The 14,513-nt window shown below is 70.6% G+C and carries 17 protein-coding genes; 7 read left to right on the top strand and 10 right to left on the bottom strand.

Going from position 1 to position 14,513, the window contains the following annotated elements; translation table 11 throughout:
• Positions 1–62: 62 nt before the first annotated feature.
• Together BMZ83_RS01415 and BMZ83_RS01410 are read right to left on the bottom strand one after the other, a co-directional pair.
• Positions 63–809, bottom strand: a complete 747-nt coding sequence (locus BMZ83_RS01415) for a class I SAM-dependent methyltransferase (protein WP_074874865.1) — start codon at positions 807–809, stop codon at positions 63–65.
• A 59-nt stretch (positions 810–868) separates the two neighbouring features.
• Complete coding sequence (locus BMZ83_RS01410) at positions 869–2,083, bottom strand: FAD-dependent oxidoreductase (protein ID WP_074874863.1); 1,215 nt, start codon at positions 2,081–2,083, stop codon at positions 869–871.
• An 81-nt stretch (positions 2,084–2,164) separates the two neighbouring features.
• On the opposite strand from BMZ83_RS01410, the gene BMZ83_RS01405 reads away from it, so the two are divergent.
• A complete protein-coding gene (locus BMZ83_RS01405) occupies positions 2,165–2,845 on the top strand; it encodes a 2,5-diamino-6-(ribosylamino)-4(3H)-pyrimidinone 5'-phosphate reductase (protein ID WP_074874861.1) in 681 nt (226 codons plus the stop codon).
• Here the strand turns inward: BMZ83_RS01405 and BMZ83_RS01400 are convergent, their stop codons facing one another.
• Positions 2,846–3,637 carry an inositol monophosphatase family protein gene (locus tag BMZ83_RS01400; RefSeq protein ID WP_074874859.1) on the bottom strand — a complete coding sequence of 264 codons (792 nt, stop codon included), beginning with the start codon at positions 3,635–3,637 and terminating at the stop codon, positions 2,846–2,848.
• 124 nt (positions 3,638–3,761) lie between these two features.
• Here BMZ83_RS01400 and BMZ83_RS01395 point away from each other — a divergent pair, with 124 nt between their 5' ends.
• From BMZ83_RS01395 to BMZ83_RS01385, 3 genes are read left to right on the top strand one after another with little or no spacing between them, the layout of a single operon-like run.
• On the top strand, positions 3,762–5,039 hold the full coding sequence (locus BMZ83_RS01395) for a Single-stranded DNA binding protein (RefSeq protein WP_074874857.1): 1,278 nt from the start codon (positions 3,762–3,764) through the stop codon (positions 5,037–5,039).
• Positions 5,036–6,535, top strand: a complete 1,500-nt coding sequence (locus tag BMZ83_RS01390; protein WP_074874855.1) for an RPA family protein — start codon at positions 5,036–5,038, stop codon at positions 6,533–6,535. Before BMZ83_RS01395 ends, BMZ83_RS01390 begins: the two co-directional genes overlap by 4 nt.
• Positions 6,535–7,308 (top strand): metallophosphoesterase, encoded by a 774-nt coding sequence (locus tag BMZ83_RS01385; RefSeq protein ID WP_074874853.1) that lies wholly within the window; start codon positions 6,535–6,537, stop codon positions 7,306–7,308. The genes BMZ83_RS01390 and BMZ83_RS01385 overlap by 1 nt, the downstream gene beginning before the upstream one ends.
• Here BMZ83_RS01385 and BMZ83_RS01380 read toward each other — a convergent pair.
• Complete coding sequence (locus BMZ83_RS01380; protein ID WP_074874851.1) at positions 7,305–7,568, bottom strand: hypothetical protein; 264 nt, start codon at positions 7,566–7,568, stop codon at positions 7,305–7,307. The two genes, BMZ83_RS01385 and BMZ83_RS01380, sit on opposite strands and share 4 nt — an antisense overlap.
• A 108-nt stretch (positions 7,569–7,676) precedes the next feature.
• Here BMZ83_RS01380 and BMZ83_RS01375 point away from each other — a divergent pair, with 108 nt between their 5' ends.
• Positions 7,677–7,862, top strand: coding sequence for an HEWD family protein (locus BMZ83_RS01375; RefSeq protein ID WP_074874849.1), 186 nt, complete (start codon positions 7,677–7,679; stop codon positions 7,860–7,862).
• A gap of 10 nt (positions 7,863–7,872) precedes the next feature.
• Here the strand turns inward: BMZ83_RS01375 and BMZ83_RS01370 are convergent, their stop codons facing one another.
• The gene (locus BMZ83_RS01370) at positions 7,873–8,553 is read right to left on the bottom strand and encodes an HAD-IIB family hydrolase (protein ID WP_074874848.1); all 681 of its coding nucleotides are present in this window, start codon (positions 8,551–8,553) and stop codon (positions 7,873–7,875) included.
• 172 nt (positions 8,554–8,725) lie between these two features.
• Here BMZ83_RS01370 and BMZ83_RS01365 point away from each other — a divergent pair, with 172 nt between their 5' ends.
• On the top strand, positions 8,726–9,169 hold the full coding sequence (locus tag BMZ83_RS01365; protein ID WP_074874846.1) for a hypothetical protein: 444 nt from the start codon (positions 8,726–8,728) through the stop codon (positions 9,167–9,169).
• A gap of 89 nt (positions 9,170–9,258) precedes the next feature.
• Here the strand turns inward: BMZ83_RS01365 and BMZ83_RS01360 are convergent, their stop codons facing one another.
• The gene (locus BMZ83_RS01360) at positions 9,259–10,332 is read right to left on the bottom strand and encodes a phytoene/squalene synthase family protein (RefSeq protein ID WP_074874844.1); all 1,074 of its coding nucleotides are present in this window, start codon (positions 10,330–10,332) and stop codon (positions 9,259–9,261) included.
• A gap of 132 nt (positions 10,333–10,464) precedes the next feature.
• Here BMZ83_RS01360 and BMZ83_RS01355 point away from each other — a divergent pair, with 132 nt between their 5' ends.
• A complete protein-coding gene (locus tag BMZ83_RS01355; protein WP_074874842.1) occupies positions 10,465–11,604 on the top strand; it encodes an acyl-CoA dehydrogenase family protein in 1,140 nt (379 codons plus the stop codon).
• Between the two features lie 17 nt (positions 11,605–11,621).
• Here BMZ83_RS01355 and BMZ83_RS01350 read toward each other — a convergent pair whose 3' ends face one another.
• The 4 genes from BMZ83_RS01350 to BMZ83_RS01335 form a co-directional block, all read right to left on the bottom strand.
• Positions 11,622–12,584, bottom strand: a complete 963-nt coding sequence (locus BMZ83_RS01350) for an inorganic phosphate transporter (protein ID WP_074874840.1) — start codon at positions 12,582–12,584, stop codon at positions 11,622–11,624.
• A gap of 352 nt (positions 12,585–12,936) precedes the next feature.
• Positions 12,937–13,848: a mechanosensitive ion channel family protein gene (locus BMZ83_RS01345; protein ID WP_079990071.1), complete on the bottom strand. Its 912-nt coding sequence runs from the start codon at positions 13,846–13,848 to the stop codon at positions 12,937–12,939.
• Positions 13,848–14,090: a YhbY family RNA-binding protein gene (locus BMZ83_RS01340; protein WP_074874838.1), complete on the bottom strand. Its 243-nt coding sequence runs from the start codon at positions 14,088–14,090 to the stop codon at positions 13,848–13,850. The genes BMZ83_RS01345 and BMZ83_RS01340 overlap by 1 nt, the downstream gene beginning before the upstream one ends.
• Positions 14,091–14,144: 54 nt before the next feature.
• Positions 14,145–14,429 (bottom strand): ribonuclease P protein component 4, encoded by a 285-nt coding sequence (locus BMZ83_RS01335; protein WP_074874836.1) that lies wholly within the window; start codon positions 14,427–14,429, stop codon positions 14,145–14,147.
• Between the last annotated feature and the right edge of the window lie 84 nt (positions 14,430–14,513).

Genomic DNA, 14,513 nt, shown 5'->3' with positions numbered 1-14,513 from the left:
GCGGCGCGACGAACACGCAAGTCCGGAGCCCGTCGCGCCGACCTGCCCCCACCGGCCGCTCGCTAACCCGAATCCACCGCTCCCTCGGGCGTCGCCACCAGCAGGAAGTAGCTCCCGCCGTCGACCTCGCGCGCCTCCTCGACGGCGAACCCGGCGTCCTCGACGAGCGACTGCCAGTACGCCAGTGGGTCCGCGTCCGGGTCGTGCGGAACCGGGAGTTCCAGCACCCCGAGCGTCCCCTCCGGCCCGAGCACGCGTCGGGCCTCCGTAAGCGCCGACTCCGCGGTTTCCTTCGGCAGGTCGTGGAGCACTCGGCAGGCGGTCACCACGTCGTGCGTGTCGTCGGCGACCGGGAGCCGCGCCGCGTCGCCCGCGACGACGTCGACGCCCAGTCCCGCTTCCGCGGCGTTCCGTCGGGCGAGTCCCGGCCCGTTCCCGAGGATGACGCGGTCGTCGAACACGTCGAGGCCCGTCAGGCGACAGTCCGCTGGCACCGCTGGCGCGAGGCCGACCAGCGACCGCCCCGTCCCGCAGCCGACGTCCAGCGCGCGCTCCGCGTCGGCGTAGGGCATCGCCTCTCGAGGTGCGCGGTACTTCCAGCGGTCGGGCTGCCACGGCGGCGGCGAGAGCACGCGGTCGAGCGGGCCGTAGCCGCGCTTCGCTCCCGCCGCGGCCAGCGCCAGGCCCACGAGGCGAGCCAGGCGTCCGCCGCGGCGCCACGCCAGCAGCCCGGCGACGACGAGCGCGAGCGCGCCGAACAGGCGCCGGAAGCGTCGACGCCAGTGGTAGACGCCGAAGTAGGAGGCCATGCGTGTTCCAGGGGCGGAACGACCTTCAGCCTCCGGGAGCCGGCAGCCGCGGACCGCGGTCAGCGAACGACGTCGCTGTCCGCCGGCCCCACGGCACCGAACTCCCGGACGAGTTCGTCGAGCCGTTCCGGCTCGTCGGCGCCCGGCAGCGGTTCCGCGGCGGTTCGGCACGGGTCGTCGACGCCGAGGTCCCCACAGACGCGGTCCGCAACGGCCTCAGCCATGCGCCGGTAGGTGGTGAGCTTCCCACCGACGACGCTCACCAGTCCCGGCGCGGCGTCGTGGCCGACGAGCGCGAAATCCCGGGAGATGCCCCTCCCTCCGCGATCGAGCTCGTCGGGCTCGTAGAGCGGGCGGAGCCCCCAGTACGTCCGTTCGATCGCGGCGTCGGCGAGTGCGGGGAGCATCGCCGCGCACTCCTCGACGGTTCGGTCGACCTCCCAGTCGGCCCGCTCGAACTCGTCGGGGTCGTCGACGGCGACGCTCGTGGTCCCGAGCACGACCTGCTCGCCGTGCGGGACCACGATGTCGCCGTCCGCGGGCTCCCGGCAGCGGTTCAGCACGGGACCCAGGTCGGCGTAGTCGACGGCGACCATCACGCCGCGAGTGGGTCGCATCCCCAGCTCCGCGCCGGCCATCGCGGCGACCTCGCCGGCCCACGGGCCCGCGGCGTTAACCACCGCGTCCGCGGCGATCGTGGGGCCGTCGTCGACGCGGACGGTGAGGCGCTTCGACGAACCCGTGCCGGCGTCGATGTCGGCCACCCGCGCGTCGGTGTGGATGCTGGCGCCGTGCTCCCGGGCACTGGCTGCGGTGGCTGCCACGAGGCGCGCAGGGGAGACGACACCGTCCGGGACGGCGAAACCTCGCTCGACGCCCTCGGCGATATCGGGGACGCGCTCCCGGAGTTCCTGGGCGTCGAGCAGCGTCGGCTCCATCCCCACCTCCCGACAGGCGTCGAGCTTCCGCCGGAAGTAGTCCGGGTCGTCATCGGCGAGCCGGACGAACAACCCGCCGGCGTCGTCGATGCTGGCGGGCGCGATCTCTCGGAGGATCCGGTTCTCCTGCAGGCAGTCCGCGGCGCCCTCGGGGTCGGACTCGGCGTAGCGTGCGCCGCTGTGGAGCACGCCGTGGGAACGCCCCGACGTGCCGGCGTTGAGCCCGGCGCCGCGTTCGAGCAGCGTCACGTCGACGCCGCGCATCGCCAGGTCCCGGGCGACGCCGACCCCGGTCGCGCCGCCACCGATCACGGCCACCTCCGTCTTGACGGTCATTGCCGGGGCTGGGGCACGGCCGGACTTGAGCGTTCCCGCTCGGACCGAAAGAGTCGACCCGCCGGCGCGTGGAGGGGGCGTATGCACGTCCACGTCAACGCCGCCGAGAGCGTCGACGGGAAGCTCTCGACCCGCGAACGCGAGCAGGTGGCGATCTCCGGGCCCGCCGACTTCGACCGGATGGACGCGCTCCGGGCCGAGTCCGACGGCGTGCTGGTCGGCGTCGGCACCGTGCTGGCCGACGATCCCTCGCTGACTGTCAAGGACGACGAGCGACGCGACCGACGGGAGCGGGACGGCGAGCCAGCCACCCCCGCCCGGATCGTGGCCGACTCGCGTGCCCGGACGCCGCCGGACGCCGAGATCCTCGGCGACGCGGCCGCGACGTACGTCCTGGTGAGCGAGGACGCCGACGAGGCCGACGTGGCGGCGCTGTCGGCCGCCGGCGCGACCGTCGTGACGGCGGGGTCGGGCCGGGTCGACCTCCCCGCAGCGTTCGAGCGCCTCGAGGACCACGGCGTCGAGCGCCTGCTGGTCGAGGGGGGCGGCGAACTCATCTTCTCGCTGTTCGACGCCGGGCTGGTGGACCGGCTCACGGTCTACGTCGGCCCCGTCGTGATCGGCGGCCGCGACGCGCCGACGCTGGCCGACGGCGAGGGGTTCACGGACCCCGACGCGTTCCCGTCGCTGTCGCTCGAGGACGTGGAGCGACTCGACGACGGTGTCGTGCTGACCTACGACGCGGGGGCGGAGGAGCAGTAGCTACTCGAAGGCGGCGACGAGGTCGTCGTGTGCGTTCCCGTTCGAAGCGATGATCCCGTCGGCGCCGGGGGTCCAGCGGTTCCCCGCCAGGTCGGTGACGGTGCCGCCGGCCTGCCGGACCAGATGGACGCCGCCGACCGTGTCCCACGGCGAGAGCGACATGCTCGAGACGGCGGCGTCGAGTTCGCCCGCAGCCACCGAGGAGAGCGCGAACTGCGAGCTGCCGAACCGGCGGCAGTCGCCGAACTCCTCGGTGATGGTGGAGACGTACTCCGACAGTTTCCGACGGTTGGTCTCCGAGAGGCCGAAGACCGGATTGATCGTGAACGTCTCGGGTCGGCCGCGCTGACTCACGCTGATCGGTTCGCCGTTGCGGGTCGCCCCCTCGTCGCCGGCGGCGAAACAGTCGCCGAGCGCGGGGAACTCGTTGACCGCGGCGACGGCCTCGTCGTCCTCGGCGGCGGTGACCGAACAGCACCAGATCCGGTTGCCCACGACGAAGTTGTTGGTTCCGTCGATCGGGTCGACGATCCACGCCGTCCCCGACTCGGGGAGCGTCTTCCGGGTCTCGATCTCCGGCAACTCCTCCTCGCCGACGATGACCGCCTCGGGGTCGTCCGCGCGGAGTACGTTCGCGACCCGTCGCTGGACCTCCCGGTCGAACTCCGTCACCGAGTCGAGTTCGTTCGCCTTCGTCTCCACCGTGAGCGGACCCCGGAATCCACCGTGTGCGACCTCACCGCCGGTCGTCGCGGCCTCGCGGGCGAGAGAGAGTGATGTCGTCGCGTCCATACCCCCCTCGTGCGGCCCGAGACGCAAGGGTGGTTCGGTCCGGCACGGCCTTCCGCACGGCCGGCGACGTGAAGCGGGTCGCGCGGACGAACGCTTATTAGCTATCGCGGCCCAACTCGGCACGATGGACGTAGACAACCACGCCGAGGAGCTCGCCTCCGCTCTCGGTGTTGACAAAGAGGAGGTCAAAGAGGACCTGGAGAACCTGCTCCAGTACAGCGTTCCGATCGACGAGGCCAAACAGAGCGTCCGCCGGAAGCACGGCGGCGGCGGTGGCGGCGACGCCACCCCCGAATCGCTCGACTTGGCGGATCTGACGACCGAGCACGACAACGTCACCGTGACGGTCCGGGTGCTCACGAAGGGCACTCGCTCGATCCGGTATCAGGGCGAGGACATCACCATCCGGGAGGGTGAGTTCGCCGACGAGACCGGCACGGTCTCCTACACCGCCTGGCAGGAGTTCGGCTTCGAGCCCGGCGACACCGTCACCGTGGGCAACGCCGGCGTGCGCGAGTGGGAGGGCCACCCCGAGCTCAACCTGGGCGACAGCACCAGCGTCGCGCTGGAGAGCGAAGAACTCGAAGTCCCCAACGAGATCGGTGGCGAGCGCGAGCTGATCGAGCTCGAACCCGGCGACCGCGGCCGGACGGTCGAGGTCAGCGTCGTCGAGGTCGAGGAGCGCACCATCGACGGCCGGGACGGCGAGACCGAGATCCTCTCGGGGGTCATCGGCGACGAGACGGGCCGGCTGCCCTTCACCGACTGGGACCCACACCCGGAGATCGAGACCGGCGAGAGCGTCCGGCTCGAGGACGTGTACGTCCGGGAGTACCGCGGCGCCCCCTCGGTGAACGTCTCGGCGTTCTCGACGGTCGAGAGCCTCGACGAACCCGTGACCGTCACCGACACGGCGCCGTCGATGTCGATCGGCGAGGCGGTGACGGCCGGCGGCCTGTTCGACGTGGAACTGTCCGGCAACGTGATCGAGGTCCGGGACGGCTCGGGCCTGATCCAGCGCTGTCCGGAGTGCAACCGCGCGATCCAGAACGGCGAGTGTCGCTCCCACGGCGACGTCGAGGGCGTCGACGACCTCCGGACGAAGGCGATCCTCGACGACGGCACGGGGACGTGTACGGTGATTCTCGGGCGCGAACTCACCGAGGGGATCTACGGCGGCGACCTCGACGACGCCCGCGAGGCCGCCCGCGAGGCGATGGACCGCGAGGTGGTCGCCGAGGAGATCGCGGCGGCGCTGGTCGGCGACGCCTACAGCGCCCGCGGGTCGCTCTCGGTCGACGAGTACGGCGCGAACCTCAACGCCGACGCGTTCGAGCCGGTCGACGAGGACCCCGAAACGGCCGCGCGTGACCTGCTCGCGGAGCTGGGGGTGGGCGCATGAGCGCCGACTCCGGCCCGGGCAACCGCGAGATCGCCCGCCGGCTGTTCGCCGCGGAGTTCGACGACGCCTCGCTCTCCTACTCCGAGAGCGACGAGGAGCGCGCGCCGAACTACGTCGTCACGCCGACGGGCGCGCGCGTGAACCGCCTGTTCGCCGTCGGCGTGCTCACCGAGGTCGAGCAGGTCAACGAGGACAGCCTCCGCGGGCGCGTCGTCGACCCCACGGGCGCGTTCGTGACCTACGCCGGGCAGTACCAGCCGGACGAGCACGCGTTCCTGAACCGTACCGAGCCGCCGACGTTCGTCGCGCTCTCGGGGAAGGCCCGTACCTTCGAGCCGGAGGACTCCGACCGCGTGTTCACTTCCGTCCGTCCGGAGAGCATCAACGAGGTCGAGGCCGACACTCGGGATCGGTGGGTGGTCTCGGCGGCCGAGCGTACGCTCCACCGGGTCGCGATCTTCGCGGAAGCGCTCGACTCGGACCTGCGAGGCGAGGAGCTCCGTGCGGCGCTCGAAACCGCGACCGTCGACGCCTCGTTAGCCGCCGGCATCCCGAAGGCCATCGACCACTACGGCACCGGCACGGTCTACCTCGAAGCGGTTCGCTCGCTCGCAGTCGAGGCGGTCGAACAGGTCGCGGGCGAACGCGATTCTGTCGGGGCGCTGGAGACCGAACCCGGGGCGGAAGGCTCCGCCGAACTGGGCCCGCTCCCCGCGGTGGATATCGACCTCGACGGCGCGGCACAGCAGGTCGAGTCGGCCACTGAGGGGTCGACGCCGGCAGAGGCGGACGACGCGGCGGGATCGACCGAGGACGCCGAGCCGGTCGACGCGGCGTCGACGAGCGGCGAGGCTGACGGTGAGGGGACCACGAGCTCGGGGGCCGGGGAGACGGACGCCGAGCCGGAAACCGACGACACGACGGACGACGAACCGGCGACCGAAACCACGGCTGCCACGGCGGCCGACGAGGCGGCGGCCGACAGTGGCGAGGAGGAACTCGGCGACTTCGACGCCGGCGAGTCGGTCCAGGAGACCGTCGAGAACGAGGCCGAGGACCTCGAGGACTTCGACCCCGAGGAGACCGTCGACGACGAGGAGGCGCTGACCGAGAGCGAGCGCCGGGAGGTCAAAGAGGAGTTCGGCACCGACTTCTCGACCGGCACGGAGGTCGACGAACCCGGCGAGGCCGGCATCAACGTGCCGACCTCCGAGGAGGAGCTCGAGGAGATCGAGTCCGAAATCACCGAGGAGGGCGGGACCACCGAAGAATCCACGGCGGAGGAGTCGGCGGATCTCGATTACGACCTCGAGGACGCCGTCGTGGACGCGATGGCCGAGCTGGACGACGGTGACGGCGCCGACCGCGAGGCGGTGGTCGAGCGCGTCGTCGAGGAGCACGGCGCCGATCCCGACGCCGTCGACGACGCGATCCAGGGCGCGATGATGAGCGGGAAGTGCTACGAGCCCAACGACGGCACGCTCAAGGCGATCTGATGGGCGAGCCAGCGGTCGAACCCGTCCCCGGCGCGCCGGCGGCGACGCTCGAGTTGGGGGACGAGCGCGCGCTGGCGATCGCGGACTACCACGCGGGCATCGAGATCGGCCTGCGCTACGAGCGCGGCGTCGAACTCGACTCGAACGCCGACGAGCGCCGGCGACGACTGCTCGCGCTGCTCGACCGGACCGACGCCGACCGGGTGGTCGTGCTGGGAGACCTGGTCCACCGGATCGCCGAACCCGACGGCGAGGAGGCCGAGGAGGTGCGCGACCTGCTCGACGCGCTCGACTCGCGGGGCGTCCCGCTGACGCTCGCGACGGGGAACCACGACGGGGGTATCGCCGACGTGTTCCCCGACCGGATCGATCAGCTCCCGACCGAGGGGACCCGGGTCGACGACGTGGGACTCGTCCACGGCCACACCTGGCCCGGGGCCGAGGCGCTCTCGGCGTCGACGCTCTGTATGGGCCACGAGCACCCGTCGGTCCGGTTGACCGACGAAGTCGGCGGGAGCCGCGTCGAACGCGCGTGGCTGCGCGGGCCCCTGCGGAGGGAGCCGTTCCGCGAGGCGCTGGGAGAGGCTGCGGACGGACTGACCTGGAACGGGGCGGAGCTGGTGGTCTTCCCCGCGTTCAACGACCGCTCCGGCGGGACGTGGATCAACGTCGAGGGCGAGTCCTTCCTCGCGCCGTTCCTCCCCGACGCACTGATCGACGGCGAGGCGTACCTGACCGACGGGACACGCTTGGGCCCGTATCGGGAGGTCTAGAGCAGTAACCCGACCGTCCCGAGGGCCGCGGCCACGACGGCGGCCCACCAGATCGGCGTTCGGTCCTCGGGACCGCCGGCCAACTCGGGACGGGCAACGCCGAGCAGCGCGACGAACGTCACCAACAGAAAGCCGGCGAGTGCGGCGACGTTGCCCGGCCAGACGCCGACGCGGACGACGGCGATGGCCCACGAGAGGCTCTGTGTCGCGCCGAGCCAGCAGAGGGCGAGCCAGAACGTCCTGCGCGGGGCGAGTGCCACACCGGCTCTCGGGTCCGCGAGCGCCGAAAAGCTGTCGAGGCGGCGCCGTCGGACGAATACTCTGCCGACGGCGGAAGGTTGATACCCCTCACCTGCCTCCGACCCACAATGAGCGACCTGCTCCGCACGCCGGAGCGCCGCACCTGCGAGCGTTGCGGGCGTGTCGAACACTACGAGGACGGGGTCTGGCGAGCCGACGGGGTCGGCGATCTGTACTGCATCCACGAGTGGGACATCGACGGCGCGTTCGTTCCGGTCAAACGGGAGTCCACACCCGCGGCCGAGGAGTGTTGAGGCGGCTGTTCTACTCGGTTTCAGCGTCCCGTACCGCCCGAAGCGCGTCGAGCGTGCCGTCGACGTAGCCGCGGTCGAGCGTATGATCGGCCGCCCGGGTAGCGGTCTCGTCGGCGTTGGCGACGGCGTAGGACTCCCCGACGGTTTCGAACGTGGAGGCGTCGTTCTCGCTGTCGCCGACGGCGACGAACTCGCTCGGGTCGTAGCCCAGCACCTCGGCGACGCCCGCCAGCGCCGCCCCCTTGCTCACCCCTGGGGTGGTGAGGTGGAACGCGTACCCGCTGTCGACGAACTCCAGATCGAACTCGGCGGCCACCTCGCGGAGCAGCGCCTCGTCGGCGGTTCGGCTGACGGCAACCTCGGTCTCGCGCCAGCGGTTGATCGTGTCGACGCCATCCCAGCCGAGCGTACCGCCCCGCTCCTCGAACGCCTCGACGGCGGCGTCGACGCGCTCGGGGTCACCCGCGTAGCGCAGCTCGCCGTCGGCGAGTGCGACGCCGCCGTTCTCGGCGACGACGCGCTCGGGGATGCCCGCGAACTGACAGAGTGCGACCGGGTAGGGGAACGCCTTCCCGGTCGCGATCACCACCGGCGCGTCCCACTCCGCGAGCAGCGGGAACGCCCGCGGCGCGATCGTGTGCTCGGGCGTGGTCAGCGTGCCGTCGATGTCCAGCGCCAGCGGCGGAACCATCGGGTCGGGTTCGGGGGCTGGCGGGGAAAACCGTCCCGGTCGCGCTCAGTTTCCGTTCGCCAACGCGGCCGCGATCCGGTGGGGGCCCCGGAGATCGCCCCGATACCGTCGACACGGCGTTTGGTCGCGCGGGAGAACAACCCTTTTCGCCGTGGCCCCGGAACCCGGAGGTATGGCAGACGAACCCGACGAGACCGACGAGGCCGTCGAGGAGAACGGTGACGAGGAGGAGAAGTCCTTCCGCGAGCGCGTCGAGGAAATCCGCCAGCGGCGCGAGGAGGAGCGCGAGGAGGGCGAGGCGCCCGGCCCGGAGGGGATGGGCGGCGACCCGCCCGGCATGGGTGGCGGCGAGGGCCCCGGCGGCAACCCCTTCGCGCAGATGATGTCCGGCATGATGGGCGGCGGTGGCGGCCCCGGCGGCATGGGCGGCGGCGCGCCAGGGATGGGCGGCGGTCCCGGCGGCATGGGCGCCGAGGGCGCCGAGGAGGGCGGCGACGCCGGCGGCCGGCAGGCCCAGGCCACCGAGGACATGGTGCGGGAAGTGCGCCAGCTCCGTGACGAGGTCCGCGATGCGACCCGCGAACTGCGACGGATCGCCGACGCGCTCGAGGACTGAAACTGCGGCTTCTGCGACCGTTTCGACCGACCGCGGAGCGACGGCGATCGCTACCGATGCGTCGGGAACGAAACCGAGGGACCGTTCGATCAGTCCGCGCTGGTCGGCTGCTGGTGGAACGGCGCGCTCGCGATCCGCTCGCGGAAGGAGGGGAGCGCGTCCCGACCCTTCGAACTCATCGCGCTCACGACCGCGAACACCTCCTTCCGGGACACCTTCACGCCCGACTCGGTCAGCACGTCCTCGGGGTGTTCGCGCACCTCCCGGAGCGTCCCCACCGCGAGCAGGAAGGGGACCGCCCACGCCTCGAGCGTGTTCCCGTCCCGGAGCGGCACGTGCTGGAGGTACGTGCCGGCGTCGTCGAGGTACGAGCGCGCGAGATCGGTCGTTCGACGGACGACCGAGGTGGCGCCCTCCCGCTTCTCGGGATCGAGCACTTCGTCCTGCTCGAGGCCCTCCTCGGCCATCCACTCGGCGGGGAGGTAGACGTTGTTCTCCTCGTTGTAGTCGTCGTAGACGTCCTTCGAGACGTTCACCAGCTGGAGCAGCAGGCCGAACTCCTCGGCGGTCTCGTAGAGGGTCTGCTCGCGCTCGGCGTCGATCTCGCCCCGGGTCACGAGGTTGGTGATGAGGTTCCCGACCGTGCCGGCGGCGTAGTAACAGTACTCCTCGAGTTCGCGCTGGTCGTCGATGCGGAGGCCGCCGTCGTCGGCGTAGCGCTCGACGAAGTCGGCCATCCCGTCGACCATCTCCCGGACCGGCGGGGTGATCGCCTCGCGAACGTCCCGGGGCAGCGCCTCGAACGTGGCGACGATGCGGGGCGCGCTCGCGACGACCGCCCAGTCGGCGTCGCGCTCGCCCTCGGCGGGCAGCCACTCCGTGACCTCCGCGGCGAACTGCTCGGCGTCCGTCTCGTCGGTCGAGTCGAGAACCGCGTCGTAGGTCCGCAGGAGGGCCGCCTGCTCCGCGGGCGGGATGTGGGAGGCGTCCTCGACGGTGTCCGCGACCCGGCAGAGGAGGTAGCCCAGACAGATGTACGAGTCCATCGGCTCCTCGAGCACGTCGACGGTGAGTGCGAACGTGCGTGAGACGTCTTGGACGGCCTCGTGACACCACGCGAGGTCTTCCGGCGGAACGTCGGCGAGGGGGTCGGGTCCGGGCATTCGGTTTGTGGACCCTATGACGAGCGGCGTTAAAAGTCTCTCCCAAGCGGGTCGCTGAAGCCTTTCCGACCGCCCGTTCGGGGTCAGGACGGGGTAGAAAACCCTAAGCCCGCGCCGGAAGGAGTCGAGGGTATGGACTTCGGGCTGAACGCCGAGCAGCGACAGATCCGCGACACCGTCGCCGAGTTCGTCGACGAGGAGGTGGTCCCCCGGGCCCCCGAGATCGACGAGACGGACGACCACCCCGACGACCTCGTCGACCAGATGGCCGACCTCGGGCTGATGGGGATGCCGTTCCCGACGGAGTACGGCGGCGCCGGGCTCGACTACCACAGCTACGCCATCGGGATCGAGGAGATCTCCCGGGGCTCCGGCGGCCTCGGCACCATCGTCGCCGCCCACACCTCGCTCGCGGGCAACATGCTCTACGAGTTCGGCGACGAGTCCCAGAAGGAGGAGTACCTCACGCCGCTCGCGGCCGGCGACGACCTCGGCGCGTTCGCGCTCTCCGAGGCCGGCGCCGGCAGCGACGTGCCGGCGATGACCACCAGCGCCGAGAAGGAGGGCGACGAGTACGTCCTGAACGGCGGCAAGCTCTGGACCTCCAACGGCTCGGTCGCGGACACGGTCACCGTGTTCGCGAAGACCGACCCCGACGCGGGCAACAGGGGGATCTCCTCGTTCGTCGTCCGCCCCGAGGAGGACGACGGGTTCATCGTGGAGAACACCGAGCACAAGCTCGGCGACAAGGGGTGTCAGACGGCCGAGCTCCGGTTCGACGACCTGCGGCTCCAGGAGGACCGGCTGATCGGCGACGAGGGCGACGGGTTCGTGCAGGCGCTCAAGACGCTCAACGGCGGTCGGATCTCCATCGCCGCCCGCGGCGTCGGGATCGCTCGCGCGGCCAAGGAGGCCGCCGCCGACTACGCCACCGACCGCGAGCAGTTCGATCAGCCCATCTCGGAGTTCCAGGCGATCCAGCACAAGATCGCCGACATGGACACGAAGGTACAGGCCGCGAAGCTGCTGATGCACAAGGCCGCGGACCTGAAGATGCGCGACGAGGAGTACATCAAGGAGGCCGCACAGGCCAAGCTCTACGCGAGCGAGGTGAGCCGCGAGGTGGCCAACGAGTCGATCCAGGTCCACGGCGGCTACGGCTACACGAAGGACTTCCCGGTCGAGCGCTACTACCGCGACGCCAAGCTGAACGAGATCTACGAGGGGACCAGCGAGGTGCTGCGGAACACGATCGCCGACCGGATGCTGTAGGGTCCCGACGGCTCGGTTCAGACGAACTCGATCCCTTCGTACAGTAGGTACGCGGTACCCGTCGACCCGACGAGCGTCACGAGCCAACTCGCGAGGGTGCCGGCGTACTTCCGCGTATCGACGCCCGAACCGGCACCGGCGAACCCACAGCCGGCGATGCTGTTGATGATGATGTGGTTGTACGAGATGGGCACGCCGAGCACGTTCGCGATTATCTGCACCATCGGAATCGCCGTCAGGAGCACTGCGAGCGAGGTCCGCTGCCCGAGACTGGCGTACTGCCGGCCGACGGCCTGGAGCATCACCGGGCTCTTCGTCCACGCGCCGACCATGATTCCGACCCCCCCGAACACGATGAGCGGGAGAATGCCGAACCCGAACTCCTGGACTGTGCCGACCAGCGGGCCGACCGCCAGGCCGACCTGACTCCCGCCGCCGATGAAGGAGAACACGATGCCCGCAAACAGCACCGCCCTGTCGGTGATCCTGTCCGCCCGGGGGGAGTTCGGCACGTACCGCCGAATGAGTTGGACCATCCCGTAGGCCAGCGCCACGGCCACGACGCCGGAGACGACCCACGAACTCAGCGTGAGCGACCAGTAGTCGAAGTTCGGACTGTAGTCCGCCGCGAGACCGACGCCGGCGACGCTGCCGAACGTCGAGAACGCGACGGGAATCGAGTGTTCGAGGTAGATCCCCAGTCCGACGTAGAGACCGATGACCACCAGCGCGATCGTCCCCATCTCGAAGGAGATCGGGCCGGAGACGACTTCGGTCCCGACGCCCCGGGTCACGGCGGCCCCCTGGGCGACGGCACCCACGAACCCCACGAGACCGACGAAGAACGCCCCGCGGAGCACGCCGATGGAGTTCGACCCGATGGCGGGCGCCATCGAGACGGAGACGCTGCTGGCACCAGTGACCGCGGCGACGCCGAACGAGATGAGCAGTCCGACCGCGAGCAGTAGCACTGACGGCACGGAGTCAGTTACGGGCCGGACGGTGAGGTTGTAAAAGCCGTCGGATCGGTGTCGCCACAGCGGCGTCACCCGCCGCCCGGGACCCAAGCCCTAACCCCCGCGAACCGCAACCAGGTCGACAGGTGGACCGGCGGTAGAGGCGTCCACCCGGACGGGAGGTGTCCACGATGGCATCCGAAACCGGAGAGTCACCGACTGCACGGATCGTGGGAAGGACTGTGTACGCCCCGGAGGTCGAACCGACGGACGGGTCGGTGTGGCCGCTGTTAGGGGGCACCGACTGACCACGCAGCCGTACGGACTCCGTCGCGGACGGCTCTCGATTTTTCGTCAGCAGTGGAAAAGGCAGTTACTACTCCTGAACGTGCTCGGGCGGCAGTTCGAGCTGCCCCGAAAGGTCCCGCTGGGGGAAGGGGATCTCGATGCCCGCCTCGTCGAAGCGCTGCTTGACGTTCCTGACGTACTCCGAGCGGATCTTCACGAAGTCCGCCCGCGAGGGGTTGTCGATCCAGATGCGCGAGCGCAGGCCGACGTAGGAGTCCGCGAGTTCGGTCAGGCGTACGCTCGGTTCGGGGTCCGAGAGGATGTCGGGGTGGCGCTCGGCCTCGTCGACGATGATCTCGGTCGCCCGCTCCACGTCGTCGTCGTAGCCGATACCGAACGTGAACTGCAGGCGCAGCGTGTCCTTCGCGACGGGGTTCTTGATCACGCCGCTGGTGAGTTGGGAGTTCGGCACGGTGAGCAGTTCGTTGTCGAACGTCCGCACCCGAGTCACCCGGAAGGAGATGTCCTCGACGATGCCGGAGTTGCCGTTCCACTCGATCCAGTCGCCGATGCGGAACGGGCGGTCGGTGTAGATGAACATGCCGGCGACGAAGTTGGCGATCACGTCCTGCAGCGCGAAGCCGATCGCGAGCGTCGCCGCGGCGGCGATCGTGGCGAGCGACTGGAGGAAGTCGCCGAAGCCGGCGAAGCCGAAGGCGACGGTGATCCCCACGAACACGATCAGCACCGAGGTGACCTTTCGGATCGGCCGGCGCGCGTGGGCATCGAGACCGCGGGCCTCCAGCACGCGGCCGAGCACCGGCGTGATCGTCGCCTTCCCGGCGAGGTAGACCGCCGCGAACACGACGGCGAACACCACCGCGGCGCCGACGGCGTTCGCCAGCACCGTCGGGAGGAACTGGTCGAGGAAGGCGGCGACGACTTTGTTCGTGCCGGCGGCCGACCCGCCGGCTGCGGGCGTCGTCTGCAGGATCGGCATCAGTGCAACACCGCCGTGTGCCCGCGCGTCTCGATCACCTCGGCGTCGACGCGGTCCGCCAGATCAGCCGCCAGTTCCGCGGCGTCGTCGGTCCCCCGGGCCGACCGGAGGAACTTGACTTTCACCAGTTCGCGGTCGGCGAGCTGATCGCCGAGCTCGTCGACGACGGCGTCGATACCGCTCTTCCCCACCCAGACGGTTACGTCGAGATCGTGTGCCTGCTTGCGCAACTCCTCGGACATTCTTACCGGAAACAGTCCCCGGGGAAGCTTTGAAGCTTCGGTATCGCCAGCGGCTCAGTCCCGGTAGGGGTAGCGAGCGGTCGCGCCGCAGTCACACCGGCGGATCACGCGCCCGCGCTGGACCCGGACGCGGACGTTCACTCCCGGGCGCTGGTACACGTCGCAGGCGTCGCAGGTCGAGCGCGCGAACGATCGCGGCAGCGAGAGCCGGTGGCGCTCCGCCAGCCGCCGGGCCAACCGGACGTACTCCCGCGAGCGATCGAACTCCCCCTCGTCGGTGGCCGCCGCCGCCAGCTCGGCGAGTCGCTCGATCCGCTCGGCGGCGATGTCGGCGCCCATCGGTCGTCTGGATCCAACGGGGCGCCGGGGTTATCGCTTTCGGGGACCGCCCACGGGCGCCGATGTGTCGCCGACGCGTACAGG

Origin of the sequence: Halolamina pelagica (assembly GCF_900115675.1) — an archaeon.
In the GTDB taxonomy this organism is placed as follows: Archaea; Halobacteriota; Halobacteria; order Halobacteriales; family Haloferacaceae; genus Halolamina; species Halolamina pelagica.
The sequence above is the reverse complement of the archived record's forward strand: the minus strand, read 5'-3'. Positions and strand labels throughout refer to the sequence as shown.

Coding starts and splice junctions, on each gene's coding strand:
- BMZ83_RS01390 (WP_074874855.1), top strand. CDS start 5,036: ATGAGCGCCGACTCCGGCCCGGGCAACCGCGAGATCGCCCGCCGGCTG.
- BMZ83_RS01400 (WP_074874859.1), bottom strand. CDS start 3,637: ATGGACGCGACGACATCACTCTCTCTCGCCCGCGAGGCCGCGACGACC.
- BMZ83_RS01365 (WP_074874846.1), top strand. CDS start 8,726: ATGGCAGACGAACCCGACGAGACCGACGAGGCCGTCGAGGAGAACGGT.
- BMZ83_RS01410 (WP_074874863.1), bottom strand. CDS start 2,083: ATGACCGTCAAGACGGAGGTGGCCGTGATCGGTGGCGGCGCGACCGGG.
- BMZ83_RS01340 (WP_074874838.1), bottom strand. CDS start 14,090: ATGTCCGAGGAGTTGCGCAAGCAGGCACACGATCTCGACGTAACCGTC.
- BMZ83_RS01335 (WP_074874836.1), bottom strand. CDS start 14,429: ATGGGCGCCGACATCGCCGCCGAGCGGATCGAGCGACTCGCCGAGCTG.
- BMZ83_RS01415 (WP_074874865.1), bottom strand. CDS start 809: ATGGCCTCCTACTTCGGCGTCTACCACTGGCGTCGACGCTTCCGGCGC.
- BMZ83_RS01385 (WP_074874853.1), top strand. CDS start 6,535: ATGGGCGAGCCAGCGGTCGAACCCGTCCCCGGCGCGCCGGCGGCGACG.
- BMZ83_RS01395 (WP_074874857.1), top strand. CDS start 3,762: ATGGACGTAGACAACCACGCCGAGGAGCTCGCCTCCGCTCTCGGTGTT.
- BMZ83_RS01345 (WP_079990071.1), bottom strand. CDS start 13,848: ATGCCGATCCTGCAGACGACGCCCGCAGCCGGCGGGTCGGCCGCCGGC.
- BMZ83_RS01360 (WP_074874844.1), bottom strand. CDS start 10,332: ATGCCCGGACCCGACCCCCTCGCCGACGTTCCGCCGGAAGACCTCGCG.
- BMZ83_RS01405 (WP_074874861.1), top strand. CDS start 2,165: ATGCACGTCCACGTCAACGCCGCCGAGAGCGTCGACGGGAAGCTCTCG.
- BMZ83_RS01355 (WP_074874842.1), top strand. CDS start 10,465: ATGGACTTCGGGCTGAACGCCGAGCAGCGACAGATCCGCGACACCGTC.
- BMZ83_RS01375 (WP_074874849.1), top strand. CDS start 7,677: ATGAGCGACCTGCTCCGCACGCCGGAGCGCCGCACCTGCGAGCGTTGC.
- BMZ83_RS01370 (WP_074874848.1), bottom strand. CDS start 8,553: ATGGTTCCGCCGCTGGCGCTGGACATCGACGGCACGCTGACCACGCCC.